This is a genomic window from Vreelandella arctica (assembly GCF_037070215.1).
In the GTDB taxonomy this organism is placed as follows: Bacteria; Pseudomonadota; Gammaproteobacteria; order Pseudomonadales; family Halomonadaceae; genus Vreelandella; species Vreelandella arctica.
Map to the genome: position 1 here is coordinate 232584 of NZ_JBANSN010000005.1, position 22985 is coordinate 255568.

The following is a 22985-nucleotide window of genomic DNA, read 5'->3' on the forward strand; positions in this document are numbered from 1 at the left end:
TTAGCAGCGTTAAGCTTGTCATCATTATCCGTACTAACTGGATCCATTCTGTCTGGAAGCGCCTGTTCGTGAAGAGGCGCTTTTGGCATTGATAAAGGTGAATGTATGTCTACAACGACGGCTGCTGCGCCGCAGAGTTACCGCGTGCCGCTTATCGCCACTGCGGCGATCGTGCTTGGCGCGTTGCTTATAGGGGTGGTATTTGAGGCCAATACGGGCCTGTTGATGATTGTCGGTGGGCTGTTTGGCATGGTGCTTTATCATGCTGCTTTTGGCTTTACCTCGGCGTGGCGGGTATTTATTACCGAACGGCGAGGGCGTGGCTTGCGTGCCCAGATGGTGATGCTGGCGATTGCGGTGGTGCTGTTTTTCCCTGCGTTGGGAGCGGGCACGCTTTTTGGTAATGAAGTGTCGGGCTTTGTCGCGCCTATCGGTATCTCCGTGCTGGTGGGGGCATTCTTATTCGGGCTGGGTATGCAGTTAGGCGGTGGGTGTGCCTCTGGTACGCTTTTTACAGCGGGCGGTGGTAACGCACGTATGTTGATCACCTTGGTGTTCTTTATTGTCGGCTCGGTGATTGGCTCGGCGCATTTTGCCTGGTGGCAGAGTTTGCCGGCCTTTCAGCCGGTATCACTGGTCAACGTGGCTGGTGTCAGTGGCGGGGTGGCGATTAGCCTGGTGCTGTTTGCTGCGATTGCTGCTTTCACCTGGGTGATGGAGAAGCGCCGCCATGGTCAGTTAGAGCAGGCGCCTGCCGTCAATAAACAGGGGGCTGAGCGTTGGCTGACAGGGCCTTGGCCATTGGTCGCGGGGGCCGTGGCGTTGGCGTTGTTGAATTTTGTCACCTTGGCATTGGCTGGCCGCCCATGGGGAATTACCTCTGCGTTCGCTCTGTGGGGTGCAAAGAGCTATGCGCTCGTTGGTGGCGATGTAAGCCAATGGGGCTATTGGCAAGCGCCGGGTAATGCGGCGGCCCTTGAAGCCAGCGTATGGAGCGATATCACTACGGTAATGAACGTCGGCATCATGCTGGGGGCACTTGCCGCCGCCAGCTTGGCCGGTCGCTTTGCGCCTAACTTCAAGATTCCATTGAAATCTCTACTGGCGGCAATTGTTGGTGGCCTCCTGCTGGGGTATGGCGCCCGTTTGGCGTATGGCTGCAATATCGGCGCCTACTTCAGCGGCATTGCGTCTGGCAGCCTGCATGGCTGGGTGTGGTTGGTTGCTGCGTTCGCCGGCAATATGCTGGGTGTTAAATTAAGGCCTTTCTTTTTTAACGGCGTAGAAGGCCGCAAGCCAACCGCTAAAACGAGTTAATGCTAACTTAGCGCTCCTCAAGTAGCCAAGTAGTTAAGGAATAAGTAAATAGGCGGCAGTTGGGTAGATAAATAGATGACGCCCCGGTTTGAAGCCCATTCAACCGGGGCGTTTTTATGTTAACAACGTCGCTCTCTTCTACCTTTGTAGCAGGAGCATGTTACATTAAGCCCAAACGCCGCAAACGCCCGATGTTGCTGCATTGCAGCAGTGATTGACATAAAAAGAGAATGCTTATGACTACCCAGAGTAAACGCCCTTTATACCTTCCTTACGCCGGTCCTTCTTTGCTCGAAATGCCGCTATTGAACAAAGGCAGCGCGTTTACTCAACAGGAGCGCCTGGCGTTTAACCTAATTGGTTTGCTGCCGCAAAAGGTGGAAACCATTGAGGATCAGCTGGAGCGGGTCTATCGCCAGTACCAGCAGTGCCATAGTGACCTTGAGAAACACATCCATCTGCGCGCTATTCAAGATGACAACGAAACGCTCTACTTCCGTATGGTTTCTCAGCATCTGGAAGAGATGCTGCCGATTATTTATACCCCCACGGTGGGGCAGGCATGTCAGGAATTCTCCAATATTTATCGTAACCACCGTGGTCTGTTTATTAGCTACCCTGACCGCGAGCATATGGATGACATCCTGCGCAGCGCCACGAAAGATAACGTCAAGGTCATCGTGGTGACGGATGGTGAACGGATTTTGGGGCTGGGTGACCAGGGAATCGGGGGCATGGGTATCCCGATTGGCAAGCTAGCGCTGTATACCGCCTGTGGTGGCATTAGTCCCGCTTACACGCTGCCGATCATGATTGATGTAGGCACCAACAACAAAGCGCTGCTGGATGACCCCATGTACATGGGCTGGCGCCACGAGCGGGTAGGTCAGGAAGAGTACGATGCTTTCATGGCTGAGTTTATTGCCGCCGTGAAGCGCCGTTGGCCTAACGTGCTGCTGCAATTTGAAGACTTTGCCCAGGCCAATGCGGTGCCGCTGCTTGAGCGTTACCGTAATGAACTGTGCTGCTTCAACGACGACGTACAAGGCACTGCTTCGGTGGTGGTCGGTACCTTGATGGCGGCTTGCCAAGCGCGTGAAGAAACCATTGCTCAGCAGCGTGTCGTCTTTGTGGGTGGCGGTTCGGCAGGTTGTGGCATCGCCGAGCAGGTGGTGGTGGCCATGGAAGCTGAAGGCTTGACCGAAAGCGAAGCCCGGGCACGCATTTTTATTGTTGATCGGGATGGTTTAATGACCAGCGATCAAGCGTGGCAGCGCGACTTCCAGCGCCGTTTGGCCCATGACCCCTCGCTGGTGGTTGGCTGGAATGGTCAAGGCCTGGAGGAGACGATCGCGCAGATCAAGCCAACGGTATTGATCGGCGTGTGCGGCCAGCGCGGCATATTTACCGAGCAGGTCGTGCGTACCATGCACGCGGGCTGTGAACATCCGGTCATCATGCCGCTCTCTAACCCGACTTCGCAAGCGGAGGCGGTACCGGAAGATGTTATCCGCTGGACCGATGGTCAAGCGCTGGTAGCCACCGGTAGCCCCTTTGCGCCCGTGGTTCACAACGGCCGCACGTATCCGATTGCCCAGTGCAACAACGCCTATATCTTCCCAGGCATCGGGTTGGGCGTGATTGCCGCCAGTGCCAACCGAGTCACCGATGAGATGCTGATGAGCGCCTCACGGGCACTGGCCCGGGAAGCACCGTTGGTCAAAGAGGGCAAAGGCGCGCTGCTGCCACCTCTATCGCGTATTCGCGATATCAGTAAGTCGATTGCCTTTGAAGTCGCTGCACAGGCGCAGCAGAATGGCGTGGCGCTGAAAACCAGCGGCACGACGCTGCGTGAGTTGATTGAAAAGGCATCCTGGTCGCCGGATTACCGCACTTACCGCCGCCGTGCTTTTTAAGCATGCACTTATCAGCAATCTGCTAGATCAAGCCCAAAAAAAGCCCCCACCGAAGTGGGGGCATGCAAGCATTGGTAGGTTTTACCTTTAGGCTGCGCCGATCATCTTGCGCAGCACGTAGTGAAGGATACCACCATGACGGTAGTAAGCCAGCTCGTTTACCGTGTCAATTCGACACTTGGCATCAACGCTACGTTCCCCGTCGGCATTTTTGATCACGACTTTGACGGTGCCACCCGGTGTCAGGTCGCTCAAACCGGCAATCGAAATCTCTTCATCCCCGGTTAATCCCAACGTTTGACGGCTTTCGCCTTCGGCAAACTGCAGCGGTACAACGCCCATACCGATCAGGTTAGAGCGGTGGATGCGCTCAAAGGATTCCGCGATCACGGCGCGAACGCCCAGCAAGCGTGTGCCTTTGGCTGCCCAATCCCGTGAAGAACCGGTGCCGTACTCTTTACCAGCGATCACGACTAGCGGTTTGCCTTCCTCTTTGTACTTCATCGCGGCATCGTAAATAGCCATCTGCTCGCCGCTGGGGACGTGGCGTGTTTCACCACCGACAACGCCATCGAGCATCTCATTTTTGATCCGCACGTTGGCGAAGGTGCCGCGCATCATGACTTCATGGTTACCCCGGCGTGAACCGTAGGAGTTGAAGTCGACCGGCTTAACGCCGTGCTCTTGTAAGTAGCGACCTGCCGGGCTGTCAGGCTTGATGGCGCCCGCCGGGGAGATATGGTCGGTGGTTACCGAGTCGCCTAGCATCGCTAGAACACGAGCGTTGTGCACATCTTCGATGGCATCCGGCTCGCGGCCCATGCCTTCAAAGAAGGGCGGGTGCTGAATGTAGGTCGATTCAGGCCACTGATAGACCTTGCTCTCTGAAACGTCGATGGCTTTCCAGACGTCGTCACCCTCAAACACCGCGCCGTACTCTTTACGGAACATCGCGGTATTGACCTTCTCAACGGCGCTGGCGATTTCTGCTTGAGTGGGCCAAATGTCTTTGAGATAGACAGGCTCGCCGCTGCTGTCGTTACCAATGGGTTCCTTGGTGAGGTCACGCTGAACATTACCGGCCAGGGCGTAGGCGACCACCAGGGGCGGGGAGGCTAGCCAGTTGGTTTTAACCAAGGGGTGAACCCGGCCTTCGAAGTTCCGGTTACCAGACAGCACCGAGGCAACGGCAATATCGCCCTTGTCGATTGCCTGCTCGATCTCGTCAGGTAGGGGGCCGGAATTACCGATACAGGTAGTGCAACCGTAGCCGACCAAGTTGAAACCCAGTGCATCCAGGTCGTCGTTTAACCCAGCGGCTTCCAAATAATCGGTGACGACTTTGGAGCCGGGGGCCAGTGATGTCTTCACCCAAGGCTGAGTGGTTAGGCCTTTTTCGCGTGCTTTACGTGCTAGCAAGCCCGCAGCCATCATCACGCTGGGGTTGGAGGTGTTAGTACACGACGTAATGGCCGCAATCACCACCGCGCCGGGGTCGAGGCTAAAGTCCTGATCATTCAGTTTAACGGCTTGGCTGGTGTCGTGTTCAAAGCTGCGTTCCACTCCGACCGCGGTTTGGCCGCCTTCAGAGGAGAGTTTCCCTTTGGCGGTTGAGTCTGCTTTGACGTCTTCCTGCATGAACTTGCCGAAGGCCGCCGCCATATCCTGCAGAGCGACACGGTCTTGCGGGCGTTTGGGGCCAGCCAGACTGGCTTCCACCTCGGTCATGTCCAGTTCCAGCGCATCGGTGAAGATCGGCTCATCGCTGGGTTCGCGCCACAGCCCTTGGGCTTTGCTATAGGCTTCAACCAGCGCAATTTGCTCATCTTCACGCCCGGTTAGGCGCATATAGTTCAGGGTTTCATCGTCTACCGGGAAGAAACCGCAGGTAGCACCATACTCAGGCGCCATATTGGCAATCGTCGCGCGATCCGCTAGCGGCAGGTCTTTCAAACCGTCGCCGTAGAACTCAACAAATTTACCTACCACGCCTTTTTTACGCAGCATTTCGGTAACAGTGAGTACTAGGTCAGTAGCGGTAATGCCTTCGCGTAGCTTGCCGGACAATTTAAACCCGATGACTTCTGGAATCAGCATCGACACCGGCTGTCCGAGCATGGCTGCTTCCGCTTCAATACCGCCTACACCCCAGCCGAGTACGCCCAGGCCGTTGATCATCGTGGTGTGAGAGTCGGTGCCCACGAGCGTGTCGGGGTAGGCGAAGGTTTTGCCGTCTTCGTCTTTGGTCCATACCGCTCTGCCTAGATACTCCAGGTTGACCTGGTGGCAAATGCCGGTGCCAGGCGGTACGACGCTAAAGTTGTCAAATGCCTGCTGACCCCAACGCAGAAACTCATAGCGCTCGCGGTTGCGCTGCATTTCGATATCCACGTTCTCTTGGAACGCGGCGGGGTTACCAAATTTATCGACCATGACCGAGTGGTCAATGACCAGGTCGACCGGTGATAGCGGGTTGATCTTGGCTGGGTCTTCGCCAAGGCTTTCGACAGCAGCGCGCATGGAGGCTAAATCCACCACGCCAGGGACGCCGGTGAAATCTTGCATTAAGACACGTGCCGGCCGGTAGCCTATTTCACGGCTGGAATAACCTTCTTCCTGCCAGTCGACCAGGGCCTGCATGTCTTCTTCAGCCACACTTTCGTCATCGCCGAAGCGCAGCTGATTTTCGAGTAGGATTTTGAGCGTCTTGGGAAGCCGGTCAATGCTGCCCAGTGCCTCTGCCGCTTTGGGTAGGCTGTAATAGTGGTACGTTTTACTGCCCACCTCTAAGGTACTTAGCGTATCGGGTGTCTTGCTCATGTGTCTCTCCTCTGATTGCTGAGTGTTGCCCTCAGCGTGACGGTCACGATCTTCCTGTCGTATTGATTACCCTAGTATGGCTTACCCCAGTATGGCGTGATTTAGTAATAACACATGGGTGTTTGCATCGCCTCTTTCAAGGTTTCTTCGCCTAATAGCGTAGATGAAACCTTGCAATAGCTTGTACTTGGCACCATTTCAGGCAGACTCTGTGCCTAATTTTTTATAAAGCTTTTACCCAGCTATCAATAAAGCTATCAGTCAGATCTTTACAAGGTGGTGTCATGGAAACTCGTCATGAGCGTTTGATTATTCTTGGATCCGGCCCGGCAGGCTATACGGCCGCTGTGTATGCCGCACGGGCAAACTTGAAGCCATTGCTGATCACTGGTATCCAGGCGGGTGGACAATTGACCACCACAACGGATGTCGATAACTGGCCGGGCGATGCGCAAGGGGTTCAAGGCCCTGAATTGATGGAGCGCATGAAACAGCACGCTGAACGCTTTAATACCGAAGTGCTGTTTGACCATATCAATGAGGTCAGCTTAGGCGAAAAACCCTTCACGTTGAAAGGCGACAGCGGCATTTATACCTGCGATGCGCTCATTGTCGCCACCGGTGCCAGTGCCCGTTATCTGGGTTTGCCCACCGAGCAGCAGTTTATGGGCCAAGGGGTTTCTGCCTGCGCGACCTGCGATGGCTTTTTCTATCGCAATCAGGAAGTCATTGTCGTCGGTGGTGGTAACACCGCCGTGGAAGAAGCGCTCTATCTCTCTAACATTGCTTCTAAAGTAACGCTGGTCCACCGCCGGGATACGCTGCGGGCAGAAAAGATTCTGCAGGATAAACTGCTTGAGAAAGCCGCCGCCGGCAAGATCGTCCTTGAGTGGTTCCAGGAAGTCGAGGAAGTCCTCGGCGATAACTCGGGCGTTACTGGGGTGCGAGTTAAGTCCACTAAAGATGGTGCCAGCAAAGAGATCCATGCGCCTGGGCTTTTCATCGCCATTGGCCATAGCCCCAACACCGGGATTTTTGAAGGTCAGTTAGCCATGAACGGCGGCTACATCAAAGTGAACGCAGGTCTTGAAGGTAATGCCACCGCCACCAGCGTGCCCGGCGTGTTTGCCTGTGGCGATGTAATGGATCACATTTATCGCCAAGCGATCACCTCTGCCGGTAGCGGCTGCATGGCGGCGCTGGATGCCGAGCGTTATTTAGACGGCATTGCCGGGTAACGTTGCACTCTGCTCTGAAGCGCCTAGCAATCGATAGGCGCTTCATCGATTCTCAGGCGCCCCAACTGGCTCAGCACTAGCTTTTTCCCCTGCGACTCTTCGGCACCGTTGCCTGAACAAATAGCAAAACTGCCGTTATAACCGCTGGTATAGCCCAATGAGCTGTAGCGAATGCGTGACCAGCCCCGGCTGTAAGTTACTTGTGTGCCTCGCTCGGCAGGCATAACGCGCAAAATATCGTCGGCTTGAACGTTATCTGTTTGATCCCCCTTTACGATCATAAGCTCACCGCCCCATTCGCTACTGCATGCCGTGCGGTCTTCAGCCGCCGGGCAAAGCGTGATCTGGCGACGCTGGCTGATGGCCGTATTGCGTGCTAATGAAAACGCGCTTTGTAATCGATTGATTTCACTGGTCTGCGCGGTTCGCTCACCCAATGCTTGAAAATTCGGCAGCCCCCAGGCGGTCATAATGCCGACTAACAGCAGCGTGATCAGTAGCTCAAGCAACGTAAACCCGCTTTCAGGTAGCGTGCGCGCGCCGTTATGGCCATCGTTCATCGCCTCTCCTTACTTGACCTTGTTATAGCCCGCGCTATGCTCAGTGCCGGTGTCAACGGCCATGATCAGTTGGTGGCTTAATCAGCCTAGGCGATAGTCACTATTTTTTATGTAAGCCAAAACGGACAATGTTGTGAGCGATTTCTTAATTATTGGTGGCGGCGTGATCGGCATGATGACGGCGCTGCAGTTAGCCGATGCGGGGCAACAGGTCACGCTGGTGGATCGTGGCGAGTGCGGTAAAGAAGCGTCGTGGGCCGGTGGCGGTATCGTCTCACCGCTTTATCCGTGGCGATACGATGCTGCGATATCGCAATTATCTCGCTGGTCGGAAGGTGTTTACCCCTCGTTGTCCCTGCGGTTGCTGGAAGAGACCGGCATTGATCCTGAGTATCGCCAAAGAGGGCTGCTCTACCTGAACGTAGATGACGCCGATAGTGCTCTGTGCTGGGCTCGACAGCTGGGTAAACCGCTAGAGCGGGTGGGGGCCGATTTCGTCCACGATAAAGAGCCAGGCGTGGCAATGGCGGGCGACAGCGCGCTGTGGATGCCGACCCTGGGCAGTGTGCGTAACCCGCGTTTAGCCAAAGCGTTGAAGGCGCGGTTAACGGCGATGCCTCAGGTAACGCTGAGAGAGCAGTGCGAGGTTAGTGGCTTTATCCAAAAGGATGGCCAAGTGGAGGGCGTGGTTAGCTCACAAGGGCCGTTAATTGCTGGGCGCATTGTGGTGTGTGGCGGTGCCTGGGCTGCTGTACTATTAGCGCAGCTAAATGTACAGCTGCCGGTAAGGCCGGTAAAAGGACAGATGATCGCTTACCAGGCACCCAAAGGGTTAGTGCAGCGTGTGGTGTTAAAAGATGGGCGTTATATTATTCCGCGTGCAGACGGGTTGCTGTTGGTCGGCTCTACGTTAGAGGAAGCTGGATTTGATAAGACCACCGACGCGGCAGCCCTGGCATCGCTAAAACACAGCGCCGAAGCCATTCTGCCTGCCTTGGCAACCTGCCCGGTAGCGCATCAATGGGCCGGGCTTCGCCCAGGTTCGCCGGCGGGCATTCCTTTCATCGGTGCCCTTCAAGAATGGCCTAACGTATTCATTAATGCGGGGCACTATCGTAATGGCTTGGTATTGGCGCCTGCCTCGACCCATTTATTGGCGGATCAGCTGCTTGGGCGCGAGCCATTGATCGACCCCGCGCCTTACCAGCCCACGCCCGAGCGGCTTATTCAGGCTTAAGGCGCGCCGTCTTTCTCCTGCTGCTCTTGTAAAAAGCGGTCACGGTGCGCGCTGGAGCAGAACCACTGCTCGTGGTCGCGCAGCGCTTCATCTTCAGGTACGTGCACCTCGCACCAGCGGCAGCGCACCATTTTACCGCCTTCATGGCGATTGACTTGTTTATGCTGCGCTTCATGCTCAAGTTTACGTTGTCGATAGATGCCGTAGAGCTTTAAACCGGCATAAAATACAACGGCGAAGATAATCAGCCGAATGATCAAGAGGTTCATCCTTATTTTGTCTCCCGAATGAGGGAACTAGGCTTGGGATTGACGCATGGCCTTTGCCAGTTGGTGGCCCTTGCGGGACAATACGACTATGACGGTGTAACCCTATTTCAAAGATTCTCAAGAGATTTTGACGCCCATGCAAGACTTAACGCTGGTAATGGCCCAACTCGATCCTCTGGTCGGGGATATTCCCGGCAATGCCGCACGCGCGATTGAAGCAGTGCGCGAAGCACGGATTGAGCATGGGGCAGATATTGTTGTCTTTCCTGAGCTTTTTTTGTCGGGCTACCCGCCGGAAGATTTGCTGCTGCGCCCCTCAATGGAAACCCGCCTACGTGAAGCACGCGCGCTAATGGCATCAAAAGTTGCCCGCGATGTGCTGGTGATTATTGGCTACCCAGGGGTTCGCGAAGGTCGCTGTTACAACTTGGCTGGGGTGCTCTACAACGGCCAGTGGGAAGCTGAATACGCCAAGCAGGCGCTGCCTAACTACCAAGTGTTCGATGAGCAGCGCTATTTCACACCCGGCACTGAAACGCTGGTGTATGAGCATAAAGGCGCCAAACTGGGCATCGTGATCTGCGAAGACCTATGGGATGGCGCGCCGGTAAAGGCCGCCGCGGAAGCGGGCGCTGAGGTGCTGGTCTCCTTGCACGCCTCTCCTTATCACCAGGATAAGCCCGCGGAACGGCTGCGCCTGTTGGAGAAACACGCCCAGGATACGCAGCTTCCAATTGTGTATGTGAACACCATCGGTGGCCAAGATGAACTTGTCTTTGATGGCGGCTCTTGCTGCGTTAACGCCAGCGGTGAGTTACAGGTGCTGGCACCGTATTGGCAGGCAGGCCTGATGCCGGTTCAGTTTTTGCAAACCAGCGCGACGGTGTGGGAACCCCAAGCCGGAGAGATTGACCCGGAGGTAGAACCGGAAGAGAGCCTTTACTGTGCGCTCGTGACCGGGCTGCGCGATTACGTCAACAAGAGCGGTTTTGATGGTGTGGTGCTGGGGCTTTCCGGCGGCATTGATTCTGCGCTTTCGCTGGCGATTGCGGTTGATGCGCTAGGCCCTCAGCGGGTGCAAGCGGTGATGATGCCGTACCACTACACGGCGGATATTTCCAAGCAGGACGCTGCAGAGCAGGCCAATATGCTCGGCGTGCACTACGAGATCATGCCGATTGAGCCCATGGTCGAAGCCTTTATGGGGACGCTTGCTGAGAGCTTTGCCGGTACGGAACGCGATACTACCGAGGAAAACCTGCAGTCGCGCTGCCGCGGTGTGCTGCTAATGGCGATTTCCAATAAGAAAGGCTTGATGGTGCTGACCACCGGCAACAAGAGCGAAATGGCGGTGGGTTATGCCACGCTGTATGGGGATATGGTGGGCGGCTATAACGCCATTAAGGATGTGTATAAAACCTGGGTTTATCGCCTTGCCCGCTGGCGCAACACGCAATCACCTGCCATTCCTGAGCGGGTGATCGAGCGGCCACCCAGTGCCGAGCTGGCGCCTGATCAACAAGATAGCGATTCCTTGCCCGATTACGATGTGCTCGACGCGATCTTAGTCAGCTATATTGAAGGCGATATGAGCGCTGAGGCAATTATTGCCGCTGGTTTTGACGAGGAAGACGTTTATAAAGTGGTTAAGCTCGTCGACCGCTGCGAGTATAAGCGCCGCCAAGCCCCGATTGGCGTTCGGGTGACGCCACGCGGTTTTGGCCGGGACCGCCGCTACCCGATTGTTAATGGCTGGCAGCCCGGCGCGTGATCAAACTTAGCGATTCATAAAGACGCTGTTGAGGTATCTTAAAAACTTTCCCACTCAGGTTCGGCCTGCTGAGCTTTTGCAGCAGGCAGTGTACCCATCGTATTAGACGAATGAGCACGCACAGGTGCCAATGCGGTACGCGGCGCCTGTACGTTTTGGGGGGAGTCAGGCAGTTTGAAGACTTCCATGGCATGCAGCAGAGAGTGAGCGTTTTGACGCAGGTTGTTGGCGGCGGTGGCGCTCTCTTGTACCAGAGCAGCGTTCTGTTGGGTTACGTGATCCATCTCGGTCACTGCTCTACCTACTTCTTGCACGCCAGTGCTCTGCTCGGCACTGGCATTACTAATTTCTTTCATGATGCTATTCACGCGCTCGATGGCCGCCACAATTTCAACGGTTGATTTGCTGGCTTCTTCGGCGCGTTCATTGCCATGGTTAACCCGCTCTAGATTCTTGGAGATCAGGTTGTTGATTTCCCGGGCAGCGTCGGCACTGCGCTGGGCAAGCCTGCGAACTTCTTCAGCAACGACCGCAAAACCACGCCCGTGTTCGCCAGCGCGGGCAGCTTCGACCGATGCGTTAAGGGCCAGGATATTGGTTTGAAAAGCGATTGAATCAATCGTCGAAATGATGCCTGAAATTTCCTGTGAGCTTTTATTCAGATCGTTCATGGTGTCTACCACCTGATGAACTGCTTCCCCGCCGCGAGTAGCGGTGCGTGAAGCGCTCGTCGCTTCTTGGCTTGCCTGTTCTGAGTTCTCGGCGTTAAGTTTTACAGTGCTATTGAGCTGCTCCATGGCAGAGGCCGTCTCGGCCAATGCGCTTGCCTGCTGTCCAGTACGTGAGGAGAGGTCATTATTACCTTCAGCAATTTGCTCGCTATTGCTGGCAACTGCCTCTGCAGAGGCGCGAACCTGCGTCACAATAGTTTGTAATTGATGTGCCATGGCAACCTGAGACGCCATAATGCTACGTGTATCGCCCTTTTTGAGTTGCCCTTGGCTGGTTAATTCACCACGCCCAATAGCTTCTGCAAACGCTTTGACTTCGTGGGGTTCGGCACCTAGCTCACGCAGCAGCTGGCGGGACAAGAACACGGCAATAAATCCTCCAATTAGCAATGCAAACAGTGTCAGGCCCAGCATCTGCATTTGAAAGCCGGAAGCGGTGTCGCGAGCGTCAGTGGTGGTCGCATCGTTTAATTCTTGTTGTAGGTCGATAAACTGATTAATGCGGTTTAGCCACTCTGTGTAGGCGGGGCCTGCTTGTTCGAGCAGCATCGTTTGAGCATTTGCATACTCATCCGCTTGGCGGGCGGCAATAACCTGCTCAGTTAAGGTTCGTGTGATCTCCGCTTGGTCATTAATACTGTTAACAATACTCTTTTCTTGCGGACTGCCAGCGTGCTGGCTGGTTACTTGCTGCATACCTGTTTCTGCAACACTGTAAGCATCTCGAAGGCGCTGTATTTCGCTCTCTAGCGTACCCAGGTTGCCATCCCCTGAGGTAATAACAATGTCACGCAATACAATAGCGCGATCATGTACGCTACCGCGCCAGTCCACTGCAAAACGCTGTTTAGTACCGTTGACATCGTTAATGGTGGTTAGGCCACGGTCAATTTGATTGACTTGGTAAATTCCCACGGCTGTTAACAAAACCAATAACCCTAGGAGGGCAGAAAACCCTACGGCTAATCGGGTACTGATTTTAGTGCCGGACATGGTTAACAGCATTGAATATCGCCTTAGTCGCCTTTTAGACGCTTTATTTTATAGGGGCGATGATGATAGCTTTTTGTACAATAGTTGTACATAGGGTGTTTTGTATTATATGGCAGTGTAGTAATTTTCCCTTAAATCTCCTTTCATCAATGGACTGTTTTCTTTTAATGCAAAAAACCACGCCGAGGCGTGGTTTTTTGCGGATGTGTACCGCTTTTATTGTTGCAGCATGTTTATAGGCTCAATCATCTTGGCCTAAATGCTTGGGAACAAAACGGCTGCCCTGCAGCTGTTCGTGGTCAGGCGCGTTTTCGCGCAGTACAGCTAGCACCTCATTGGCGCGATCATCCATGTCCAAGCCTTGATAGCCTTCCACCATGGTGGCTAGGGCATCCCGGGTGGCGCTTGATTCAGGATAGTTTTCGACGACCCAGCGGCCGCGTTCAACTGCTGCCAAATAGGCCCCGCGGCGCAGGTAATAGTCGGCGACATGCAGTTCATGGCGGGCCATTAGCTCACGTAGATAGACGATGCGCTGCTGGGCATCCGGCGCATATTCACTCTGCGGGTAACGCTGGATCAGCTCGCGGAAATCATTGTAAGCATCCCGCGAGGCGCCCAGATCGCGCTTGGAGATGTCGATCAGGCGCAGGCGCTCTAAGCTGAAACGGCCTGCTTGCCACGCCGAAAGGCCGCGAAGATAGTAGGCGTAGTCTACCTGGGGGTGGTCGGGGTGAAGGCGAATAAAGCGGCTGGCCGCTGCCCGGGCTTCTTCCCAATTACTGTTTTCATAGTAGGCATAGATCAGCTCAAGCTGTGCCTGCTCAGCGTGGGCGCCAAAGGGATAGCGTGTATCAAGCGCTTCCAAACGCTCAATCGCGATCGGGTAACGGTTGCTGTCTAAGGCCGTGCGGGCCAATTCATAGAGCTCGCGCTCTTGTACCCCAGCAAATTCATCTTCCTCTTCTTCACTGGTGTCGTTACTCGCACAGCCCGCTAAAAGGGCAAGGCTTAGGGCTAGAGCACCAAAGCGGTTGGCAGCTGAAAAAACGCGCATCTTCATCCTCGTTGCAAACAAGCCTCAATCACCAAAAAGCGGCGATGGCCATAAGTAGAAATGGTAGAATAGGTCGCAGTCCGCCCACTATAAAACACCTCGACATAAAACGCAGGCTTAGCGACGTTTCGTCAGGTGCCGTCAATATTGATTTTTCCATGCTGAGGCTGATTTTTCGCCTTGCTGGGGTTTTTTTCGCGCTTTAAAGAGGTTTTTCATGTCTCGAATAGTTGAAGACACGCAGCGTGTGCCCGCCACACTGGCCGGTGCGCGGTTAGACCAAGCGGCGGCGGAGTTGTTCAGCGATTACTCACGTGAACGCTTAAAAGCGTGGATTAATGCCGGTGAATTAACCGTGGATGGCGTGCAAGCCAAGCCGAAAGCCAAGCTGCACGGTGATGAAGTGTTGGCACTGCAGGCCACCATCGAAGACGATACGCGCTTTGAAGCGCAGGATATCGCGCTGGATATCGTGTATGAAGATGACGCGGTAATCGTCATTAATAAAGCGGCGGGTATGGTCGTTCATCCCGCTGCAGGCAACCCGGATGGCACGCTGCTCAATGCCTTGCTTTACCATCACCCGGCGCTTGCTGAAGTGCCACGTGCGGGTATCGTTCACCGCCTGGATAAAGATACCACCGGCTTGATGATGGTGGCGAAAACGCTACCCGCTCAAACTGTTCTGGTGGATCAGTTGCAGGCACGCAGCGTGTCGCGCCAGTACGACGCGGTGGTGATTGGTAAGCCGGTCTCTGGCAGTACCATTGATGCGCCTATTGGCCGTCATCCGAAAGATCGTAAGCGCCAAGCGGTGACCACAGCAGGTAAGCCAGCCATTACCCATTTCCGTGTGGTCGAGCGGTTTCGTGCGCATACTCATGTGCGGTGCAAATTAGAAACCGGGCGTACCCACCAAATTCGGGTACATATGGCCCATGCTCGCTATCCGTTGATTGGTGATCCCATGTATGGCGGCCGAGCCAAGCTGCCGCCAGGCGCTGCGGAGCCATTGAAGGAGATCTTGCGCGAGTTTCCGCGTCAGGCGCTACATGCGCGGAAGTTGATTTTCAAGCATCCGGTCAGTGGCGAAACTGTTACTTTTCAGGTCGATCTCCCCGATGATTTGCTAATGTTGTTGGATTACCTGCGCGAAGATAACGAGACGATGAGATGAGCGATGCCATTAATTTAAGGCCGACGCTTTTAATGCCTGACTGGCCAGCGCCGGCCAATGTAAGAGCCTTTGTGACCACCCGTGAATCGGGGCCTAGCCAGGGGGATTTCGCCGCCTTCAACACAGCTGATCATGTCGGTGATAACCCCGACCATGTCGCACTATGTCGCCGCCTGTTGCAAAAAGAGATCGGGGATGAGCGACCGCTACTGTGGCTTAACCAGACCCACGGTGCCCGCGTTCAGCAGGTTTTCGAACCTAACGTCGCCGATGCGGATGCTGCCATTGCTACGTCTAATGAGTACGCCTGTGTGGTGCTGACAGCAGATTGCCTGCCGGTCATGCTGTGCAATCGCGCTGGAACCCAGGTCGCCGTTGCCCATGCGGGGTGGCGTGGTTTGGCAGGTGGCGTGCTGGAGGCGACGATTGCTGCAATGAATACCGATCCCGAGGACATCCTTGTGTGGTTGGGCCCCGCGATTTCCAACGCTCAGTTTGAGGTTGGCCCGGAGGTCTATGGTGCCTTTGTGGCAGTGCATCCTGACATCGCCGACGCTTTTGATCATAGTCCCTACCGGCTGGGTCATTACATGGCCGACTTGTACCGGTTGGCGCGGTTTCGTTTGGAAGCACTAGGCGTAAACAATATAAGTGGCGGCCACTTCTGTACTGCCTGCGAGTCGCGATTCTACTCCTACCGTCGCGATGGCGGTAAAACCGGCCGCATGGCCAGTGTGATCTGGATCAATTAAACCAGTGGTTTGTTCACACACCTCTTGAAAAGCATGGAACTGACGCCATTTAACTTGTCAAGCTAATCGTGGTTTAGCACGTTCAACGACAGGTTGCCGGGTTACGCGGTGCGTCCAAACGCACGGTACCCCCAGGAGGAATTTCATGCGTTTTGATAAATTTACCGCCAAGCTCCAAAGCGCGATTGCCGAGGCGCAGTCACTGGCCGTTGGTCGCGGCCATAATCAGCTAGATCCCGCTCATTTGCTGCTGGCTCTGCTCGATACCAAAGACACCGGTATTAAAGCCCTGATTGAAAAAGCCGAGGGGAGTCCCTCGCGTCTGCGCGATGGGTTGATACAGCAACTGGATAATTTACCCAAGGTAGGCCAGTTCGATGGTGAAGTGCAGCCATCGCGGGACTTTATCAAGCTGTTCAACTTAACTGACCGTGAAGCGCAAAAGCGCGGCGATCAGTTTATTGCCAGTGAGCTAGTGCTGCTGGCAGCGCTTGAGATGAACTCGGCCCTCACCAAACTGCTGAAAGACGCAGGTATTAATCGCAAATCCCTCGAAGCGGCTATCAATAGCCTACGCGGCGGCGCCACGGTGGACGATGCTAACGCCGAAGATCAGCGTGAAGCGTTGAACAAATACACCATGGATCTTACCCAGCGTGCGCTGGACGGCAAGCTGGATCCGGTGATTGGTCGCGACGACGAAATTCGCCGTACGATTCAAGTACTGCAGCGGCGTACTAAAAACAACCCGGTTTTAATCGGTGAGCCGGGCGTGGGTAAAACCGCCATTGTCGAGGGGTTGGCCCAGCGTATCGTTAACGGCGAAGTGCCTGAAGGGTTAAAAGATAAGCGCGTGCTCTCGTTGGATATGGGCTCGCTGCTGGCGGGCGCCAAGTTCCGAGGTGAGTTTGAAGAACGCCTGAAAGCGGTGCTTAAAGAGCTCTCTCAGGAAGAGGGGCGGGTAATTCTGTTTATCGATGAACTGCACACCATGGTCGGCGCAGGCAAAGCCGAAGGCGCCATGGATGCAGGCAATATGCTCAAGCCTGCCCTGGCTCGCGGTGAGCTGCACTGCGTCGGTGCGACCACCCTTGATGAGTATCGTAAGTATATCGAGAAAGACGCCGCGCTAGAGCGCCGCTTCCAGAAGGTGTTGGTGGATGAGCCTTCCGAAGAGGACACCGTGGCGATTCTGCGCGGCCTGAAAGAGCGCTACGAAGTACACCATGGCGTGGATATTACCGACTCGGCGATTATTGCGGCGGCCAAGCTCTCGACGCGCTATATCTCAGATCGGCAGTTGCCAGACAAAGCCATTGACCTGATTGATGAAGCCGCGTCGCGTATTCGTATGGAGCTGGACTCAAAGCCAGAGTCGATGGACCGCCTAGATCGCCGCTTGATTCAGTTCAAGATGGAGCGAGAAGCGCTCAAGAAAGAGACCGATGAGGCGAGCAAAAAACGCTTGGAAGCTTTGAGCGCCCAGATTCACGAGCTAGAACGCGAATACGCAGACCTGGATGAAATCTGGAAAGCTGAAAAAGCCAGTATACAGGGGGCGGCTCAGTTTAAAGCCGACCTTGAGCAGGCTCGCCTAGATTTAGAACAGGCGCGTCGTCAGGGTGATCTGGGGCGGATGTCGGAAATTCAGTACGGCAAGATTCCAGCACTCGAAAAGAAAATTGCCGAAAGTGGCGAAGGAGAAGCGGATACCTCAAGCCACCAATTGCTGCGCTCCAACGTGACCGAAGAGGAGATCGCTGAAGTGGTTTCCCGCTGGACAGGCATCCCGGTCTCCAAAATGCTTGAAGGCGAGCGCGATAAACTATTGCGCATGGAAGAGGCGCTGCACGAGCGGGTTATCGGGCAGGATGAAGCCGTTGAGGCGGTGGCGAACGCAGTGCGCCGCTCACGGGCAGGGCTTTCAGATCCCAATCGCCCCAATGGGTCATTCCTATTCCTTGGCCCTACCGGCGTAGGTAAAACCGAGCTATGTAAGTCGCTGGCCAACTTCCTGTTCGATACCGAAGAAGCGATGGTGCGTATCGATATGTCGGAGTTTATGGAGAAGCACTCCGTGGCTCGTTTGATCGGAGCCCCTCCTGGCTACGTCGGCTATGAAGAGGGCGGCTACTTAACCGAGGCCGTACGGCGCAAGCCTTACTCGGTGCTGCTGTTGGATGAGGTGGAGAAAGCGCACCCGGATGTCTTCAATATCCTGCTACAGGTGCTGGAGGATGGCCGCTTGACCGATGGGCAGGGTCGCACGGTGGACTTCCGCAATACCGTGATTGTAATGACCTCCAACATGGGCTCGGATATTATCCAGCGCATGGGGGGAGATGATAGCGACTATGAAGTAATGAAAAACATGGTCATGGAGGTGGTGGGTAACCACTTCCGGCCTGAGCTGATTAACCGTATTGATGAAGTAGTGGTTTTCCACGCACTGGGGCAAGAACAGATCCAGGCGATTGCCGGTATTCAGTTGGAGCGCTTGAAGTTACGCCTTGCTGAGCACGACCTGAAGCTAGAGGTCAGTCCTGAAGCCATGGCGCAATTGGCGGTAGTCGGTTTTGACCCTGTCTATGGGGCGCGGCCACTCAAACGGGCGATTCAAAGCCGTATTGAAAACCCGCTGGCGCAAGACCTGCTGGGGGGTAAATTTACCCCCGGTGATACCATTCATATCACGGCAGAAGAAGGCAAGTTGGTGTTTAGCTAATCATTGGCAACGCCTTTTTGCGCAATTGAATAGGGAAAAAGCCCTGCTAGCGTTGCTGGCGGGGCTTTTTTAATGGCTTCTTGCGACCTTTGTTGCGTTTGGCCCGATCGGAGGTTGACAGGCTGAGGGCGCTAATGGAATCTTGTCGGTTCCTGATTTGCGGGCGCGGACTCAACGGGCAACCCCTAATCCCCGCGCGAAGGGTAGGCGAAGGCCTCTACCCGCCGAAGGACTTCCGGGCTTGGGCTAACCGCTCAACCTGGCCAACGCCCCGACACGGCGAACTGCCGTGATAAGAGTGCAGGCCCTAACCGGGCCTACTGCCAGGGTTTGGCATCAGGTGCCGGCAAGGGCCGGCAGCGGCATACCGCCGCACTCGACACCGTGCCCGTGTGGGTACGGATCGCACTCGAGACCTCCAGGGGAGAAATACAGTGGAACTGCTTTCCGGCGCAGATATGATCGCCCGCTTCTTGCAAGATGAGGGCATCGAATACATTTATGGTTACCCCGGCGGTGCAGCGCTGCATATTTACGATGCACTCTTCCGCCAGGACAAGGTGAAGCACATTCTGGTGCGTCACGAACAAGCGGCTACTCACGCGGCCGATGGCTATGCTCGCGCCTCGGGCAAAGCGGGCTGCGTGCTCGTCACTTCAGGCCCCGGTGCCACGAATGCCGTGACCGGTATTGCCACCGCCTACATGGATTCCATTCCCATGGTAGTGCTGTGTGGTCAGGTGGCCAGCCACCTAATTGGTGAAGATGCCTTCCAGGAAACCGATATCGTCGGTGTGACACGCCCGATCGTGAAACATAGCTTCTCAATCCGTCACCCGTCTGAAATTCCGGAAGTGTTGAAAAAGGCGTTCTACCTGGCGTCGACCGGTCGCCCCGGCCCGGTGGTGGTCGATATCCCAAAAGACATGACTGCTCCCACGGAGCGCTACGAATACGTTTACCCGAAAAAGGTCAAACTGCGTTCGTACAATCCGGTAACCCGCGGCCATACCGGTCAAATCAAGAAAGCCGTCGAAATGATGCTGAAGGCCAAGCGCCCGGTGTTTTATACCGGTGGCGGCGTGGTGACGGGCAAAGCCAGCGAAGGCTTGACTGATCTGGTCAAACAGTTGGGCTATCCGATTACCACTACGTTGATGGGCATTGGCGCGTATCCGCAAAGTGATCGACAGTGCTTGGGCTGGCTAGGTATGCACGGCTCTTATGAGTCGAATATGGCCATGCACCACGCCGACCTGATTATTGCCATTGGGGCGCGCTTTGACGACCGAGTCACCAATAACACGTCGAAGTTCTGCCCGACAGCTAAAATCATTCACGTTGATGTCGATCCAAGCTCGATCTCTAAAACGGTACGTGCCGATGTGCCCATCGTTGGCCCGGCTTCCAGCGTTATCAATGAGATGATCAGCTTGGTGCAGGGGCATAACATTGCGCATCCTGAAGCACTGACGGAGTGGTGGGAGAAGATTGACGGCTGGCGCGCCGACCGTGAAGGCAAGCTTTATGAGCCGTCCAAGCCCGGCGAAGCGCTGAAGCCACAGGAAGTCATCGAAGCACTCTGCCGTGTTACGCGGGGTGAAGCTTATGTGACGACTGATGTTGGTCAGCACCAGATGTTCGCTGCTCAGTACTACAAGTTCGACAAACCCAACCGGCTGATTACCTCCGGTGGTTTGGGCACCATGGGGTTTGGTTTCCCTGCCGCGATGGGTATTAAACAGAACTACCCGGATGATGATGTGGTGTGCGTCACCGGTGAAGGCAGCTTCCAGATGATGATGCAAGAGCTCTCTACCTGTAAGCAGTACGGGGTGGGCGTTAAGATCGTTAATCTTAACAATGCATCACTGGGCATGGTGCGTCAGTGGCAGGATTTGAACTATAAGTCACGTCATGCACATTCTTATATGGAGTCGCTGCCCGACTTTCATATGTTGATTGAGGCATATGGGTTCACCGCGATTACCGTCAATACGCTTGACGAGCTTGAGCCAGCGCTAGAGCGTGCGTTTGCTGATAAGCATGAGCTGGTGTTTCTTGACGTGAAGGTCGACCCCTTTGAGCACGTCTATCCGATGCAGGTACCGCTAGGTGCCATGCGCGACATGCTGCTGTCTAAAACGGAGCGTACCTGATGCGTCATATCATCTCGATTCTGTTAGAAAACGAACCGGGTGCGCTGTCACGTGTAGTCGGGTTGTTCTCCCAGCGTAACTTCAACATCGAAACGCTGAACGTTGCCCCCACGGAAGACCCTTCGCTGTCGCGCTTAACGGTGACTACCGTGGGCGATGACCGTGTGATAGAGCAGATCACCAAGCATCTTAATAAGCTGATCGATGTGGTGAAACTGGTGGATCTCACCGAAGGTAACCATATCGAACGCGAATTGATGTTGGTGAAGGTGAAGGCGCTTGGTGCGGCGCGTGATGAAGTGAAACGTACGGTGGATATCTTCCGTGCGCAGATCGTCGATGTGACGCCAAGCCTGTACACGGTGCAGATCACCGGCGATGCGGGCAAGCTAGATGCTTTCCTTCAGGCCATGGCGCCGGTGGGTATTCTTGAAGTCGCCCGTACTGGGGTTTCGGGAATTGCCCGGGGTGATAAGGTTTTGTCGCTCTAAGCCCGAAAGTACGCAGCCTTTCAAGCATAAGCGTCGCTTCTTTCCCAGAGCGGCGCTTTTTAGTTATTAGCTTGTTAACGCTCGTTAACGCCAGCTCCCACAAGGCATCAATGCAGCAATTGGCTGGCTGAGTAGCACTCACCGTGTAGAATGAAAGCGACTACTGTTCCCGTGACTTCACTTTTAATGGATGAAACCTATGACACAGGACGCTCGCGATCAAGAGCACTCAAACTCTGATCAGTCAAATCCAGGCCAGCCTGATACGGCTGAACAGCAAGATAGTACTGACCAATCAGAAGTAGTTGGTAATGAGGATTTGGCGACTGCCTTCTTGCGTGAAACCGAAGTGGTTGAGGAGACTGTTGAAGACGGCAAAAAAATTCGCCGCCGTGGTATCTATTTACTTCCTAACTTATTTACCACTTCGGCGCTGTTTGCCGGTTTCTTTGCGGTTGTCGCTGGCATTAATGGTGAGTTTACCTCAGCTGCCGTCGCGATCTTTATTGCGATGGTGCTGGATGGCTTGGATGGGCGTGTTGCGCGAATGACCAATACGCAAAGTGAGTTTGGGGCCGAATACGACAGCTTAGCGGATATGATCTCGTTTGGGATGGCGCCTGCATTAGTCGCTTTTACCTGGATTCTGCAGGACATCGGTAAAACCGGCTGGGTAGTCGCCTTTCTTTATGTTGCCTGTGCCGCGCTTCGCCTAGCGCGCTTCAATGTGCAGATTGGCAGCGTGGATAAAAAATGGTTTATCGGCTTGCCGAGCCCCTCTGCCGCAGCATTGGTAGCCGCGAGTGTATGGACCTTCCATAGCTTTGACGCTGATGCCTTTGGTTTCAAACTGTTGATGTTGGTAGTGGTGGCAGCAGCAGGCGTATTGATGGTGAGTAACATCCGTTATTACAGCTTTAAGGACCTCGATTTTAAAAAGCCGGTACCTTTTGTTGTGCTGTTAGCCATTGTGTTGGCGTTTGTGATGATCTCGGTTGAACCTTCAGTAATGCTGCTATTACTGTTTGGTACTTATGTCGCTTCCGGGCCTGTGTTGGCCGTAATGCGCAAAGCAAAACCTAAGCACTAAAAATTTTTCCTACTCATTTTAATAAACCTCTTGCCAACCCGGCCGCGAAACCGTAAAGTACGCATCCGCTGCCGGGGACGCCAAGCGTTACCAGCGGTGAATGAGGTGTAAAAGCCTTGGTTTGTCAGGAAGTTAGCGCACGTTCCATTGCTCGCTTCACCCGCTAAACACAGCGGTTGACAACCACCAGGAAATGCGTAGAATACGCCTTCCTCGCTGCGGCAAGCCAAGTCAACGGCTCGCCAGGTTGCTTTCACAGTAACCACGACAGCGAAACAGCTCTTTAACAATTTGATCAGGTAATTCATGTGGGCGCTTGCTGACGTTGGTGACAAATCACCAAATATCAAGGCAAGCGGTCATGACAATGTAAATTGAAATGAATTCGTTTGAACCTTGAGCCAAGTTTGATCCGCTTTTGCTGCCTTCGGCTAGTCCGTAGGTCAGCGAGTAAGGATCACAATGATTGTAAACTGAAGAGTTTGATCATGGCTCAGATTGAACGCTGGCGGCAGGCCTAACACATGCAAGTCGAGCGGTAACAGATCTAGCTTGCTAGATGCTGACGAGCGGCGGACGGGTGAGTAATGCATAGGAATCTGCCCGATAGTGGGGGATAACCTGGGGAAACCCAGGCTAATACCGCATACGTCCTACGGGAGAAAGGGGGCTCCGGCTCCCG

At 54.6% G+C, this 22985-nt stretch carries 16 protein-coding genes and 1 rRNA gene; 12 read left to right on the plus strand and 5 right to left on the minus strand.

Annotated elements, in window-relative coordinates; all coding sequences use genetic code 11:
* Positions 1–105 precede the first annotated feature (105 nt).
* Entirely contained in the window at positions 106–1317 is a 1212-nt protein-coding gene (locus V8L70_RS06760; RefSeq protein WP_336269092.1) for a YeeE/YedE family protein, read from the plus strand.
* Between the two features lie 236 nt (positions 1318–1553).
* The gene (locus V8L70_RS06765) at positions 1554–3233 is read left to right on the plus strand and encodes an NAD-dependent malic enzyme (protein ID WP_336269093.1); all 1680 of its coding nucleotides are present in this window, start codon (positions 1554–1556) and stop codon (positions 3231–3233) included.
* Between the two features lie 87 nt (positions 3234–3320).
* Here the strand turns inward: V8L70_RS06765 and acnA are convergent, their stop codons facing one another.
* A complete protein-coding gene (gene acnA / locus V8L70_RS06770) occupies positions 3321–6053 on the minus strand; it encodes an aconitate hydratase AcnA (protein WP_336269094.1) in 2733 nt (910 codons plus the stop codon).
* A gap of 284 nt (positions 6054–6337) precedes the next feature.
* Between acnA and trxB the strand changes: the two genes are divergently transcribed.
* A complete protein-coding gene (gene trxB, locus V8L70_RS06775) occupies positions 6338–7291 on the plus strand; it encodes a thioredoxin-disulfide reductase (RefSeq protein ID WP_336269095.1) in 954 nt (317 codons plus the stop codon).
* A gap of 23 nt (positions 7292–7314) precedes the next feature.
* Here trxB and V8L70_RS06780 read toward each other — a convergent pair whose 3' ends face one another.
* Positions 7315–7851, minus strand: a complete 537-nt coding sequence (locus V8L70_RS06780) for a GspH/FimT family pseudopilin (protein ID WP_336269096.1) — start codon at positions 7849–7851, stop codon at positions 7315–7317.
* A gap of 133 nt (positions 7852–7984) precedes the next feature.
* On the opposite strand from V8L70_RS06780, the gene thiO reads away from it, so the two are divergent.
* On the plus strand, positions 7985–9088 hold the full coding sequence (gene thiO, locus V8L70_RS06785) for a glycine oxidase ThiO (protein ID WP_336269097.1): 1104 nt from the start codon (positions 7985–7987) through the stop codon (positions 9086–9088).
* Here the strand turns inward: thiO and V8L70_RS06790 are convergent.
* The gene (locus V8L70_RS06790) at positions 9085–9357 is read right to left on the minus strand and encodes a PP0621 family protein (RefSeq protein WP_101146387.1); all 273 of its coding nucleotides are present in this window, start codon (positions 9355–9357) and stop codon (positions 9085–9087) included. The genes thiO and V8L70_RS06790 overlap by 4 nt on opposite strands.
* A gap of 136 nt (positions 9358–9493) precedes the next feature.
* Between V8L70_RS06790 and V8L70_RS06795 the strand changes: the two genes are divergently transcribed.
* Positions 9494–11128: an NAD+ synthase gene (locus V8L70_RS06795; RefSeq protein WP_101146386.1), complete on the plus strand. Its 1635-nt coding sequence runs from the start codon at positions 9494–9496 to the stop codon at positions 11126–11128.
* Positions 11129–11166: 38 nt separating this feature from the next.
* On the opposite strand, the gene V8L70_RS06800 is transcribed toward V8L70_RS06795, so the two are convergent.
* Positions 11167–12864, minus strand: coding sequence for a methyl-accepting chemotaxis protein (locus V8L70_RS06800; RefSeq protein WP_101146385.1), 1698 nt, complete (start codon positions 12862–12864; stop codon positions 11167–11169).
* A gap of 229 nt (positions 12865–13093) precedes the next feature.
* Positions 13094–13909 carry an outer membrane protein assembly factor BamD gene (locus V8L70_RS06805; protein ID WP_008959221.1) on the minus strand — a complete coding sequence of 272 codons (816 nt, stop codon included), beginning with the start codon at positions 13907–13909 and terminating at the stop codon, positions 13094–13096.
* Positions 13910–14126: 217 nt separating this feature from the next.
* On the opposite strand from V8L70_RS06805, the gene rluD reads away from it, so the two are divergent.
* The 7 genes from rluD to V8L70_RS06840 form a co-directional block, all read left to right on the plus strand.
* Positions 14127–15086 carry a 23S rRNA pseudouridine(1911/1915/1917) synthase RluD gene (rluD, locus tag V8L70_RS06810; protein ID WP_008959220.1) on the plus strand — a complete coding sequence of 320 codons (960 nt, stop codon included), beginning with the start codon at positions 14127–14129 and terminating at the stop codon, positions 15084–15086.
* Positions 15083–15838 carry a peptidoglycan editing factor PgeF gene (gene pgeF, locus V8L70_RS06815; RefSeq protein WP_101146384.1) on the plus strand — a complete coding sequence of 252 codons (756 nt, stop codon included), beginning with the start codon at positions 15083–15085 and terminating at the stop codon, positions 15836–15838. Before rluD ends, pgeF begins: the two co-directional genes overlap by 4 nt.
* A gap of 145 nt (positions 15839–15983) precedes the next feature.
* Positions 15984–18563: an ATP-dependent chaperone ClpB gene (clpB, locus tag V8L70_RS06820; RefSeq protein ID WP_101146383.1), complete on the plus strand. Its 2580-nt coding sequence runs from the start codon at positions 15984–15986 to the stop codon at positions 18561–18563.
* Positions 18564–18997: 434 nt separating this feature from the next.
* Positions 18998–20722, plus strand: coding sequence for an acetolactate synthase 3 large subunit (locus V8L70_RS06825; protein ID WP_101146382.1), 1725 nt, complete (start codon positions 18998–19000; stop codon positions 20720–20722).
* Positions 20722–21213 (plus strand): acetolactate synthase small subunit, encoded by a 492-nt coding sequence (gene ilvN, locus V8L70_RS06830; RefSeq protein ID WP_007113940.1) that lies wholly within the window; start codon positions 20722–20724, stop codon positions 21211–21213. The genes V8L70_RS06825 and ilvN overlap by 1 nt, the downstream gene beginning before the upstream one ends.
* Positions 21214–21412: 199 nt before the next feature.
* On the plus strand, positions 21413–22303 hold the full coding sequence (gene pssA / locus V8L70_RS06835) for a CDP-diacylglycerol--serine O-phosphatidyltransferase (RefSeq protein WP_101146381.1): 891 nt from the start codon (positions 21413–21415) through the stop codon (positions 22301–22303).
* A gap of 470 nt (positions 22304–22773) precedes the next feature.
* A 16S ribosomal RNA gene (locus tag V8L70_RS06840) occupies positions 22774–22985 on the plus strand; the annotation flags it as partial.